Annotated in this window: 1 pseudogene; it reads left to right on the top strand. The window is 50.0% G+C overall.

Features of this window, described 5'->3' with window-relative positions:
- Positions 1-284: pseudogene (locus CWC02_RS20600) on the top strand (CHAD domain-containing protein); the annotation flags it as partial.

Below are 284 nucleotides of genomic sequence, written 5' to 3'. Positions count from 1 at the left end.
TTCAGGTCTCAAACAACGCTTAGCAGATGTGAAGTCTACTTATCTAATCCCTCCCTCTGAAGATACGCTTCATCAACTTGACCTCATTCGTGCTGCTGCAAAACCGTCGTTATTTCAAGATGCGATTCCCGATCCTATCAATATGCTTGCTGATATGGCGCAGGGGTCACTCGCACGGTTTGGTGCAATTAGGGAAGCTGCGGAAGGCGAAAGTGTTGGTCCCCAGTTAGTGGTCAACGCTAACGATGGGCAGTGGCAAGCGCTTAGCTGTGGGACCAGCTTGT

This window comes from Pseudoalteromonas sp. S2721 (genome assembly GCF_005887425.1).
Classification (GTDB): Bacteria; Pseudomonadota; Gammaproteobacteria; order Enterobacterales; family Alteromonadaceae; genus Pseudoalteromonas; species Pseudoalteromonas simplex.
Note: the sequence above shows the minus strand (reverse complement) of the source record. Positions and strands in the feature narration are given on the sequence as shown.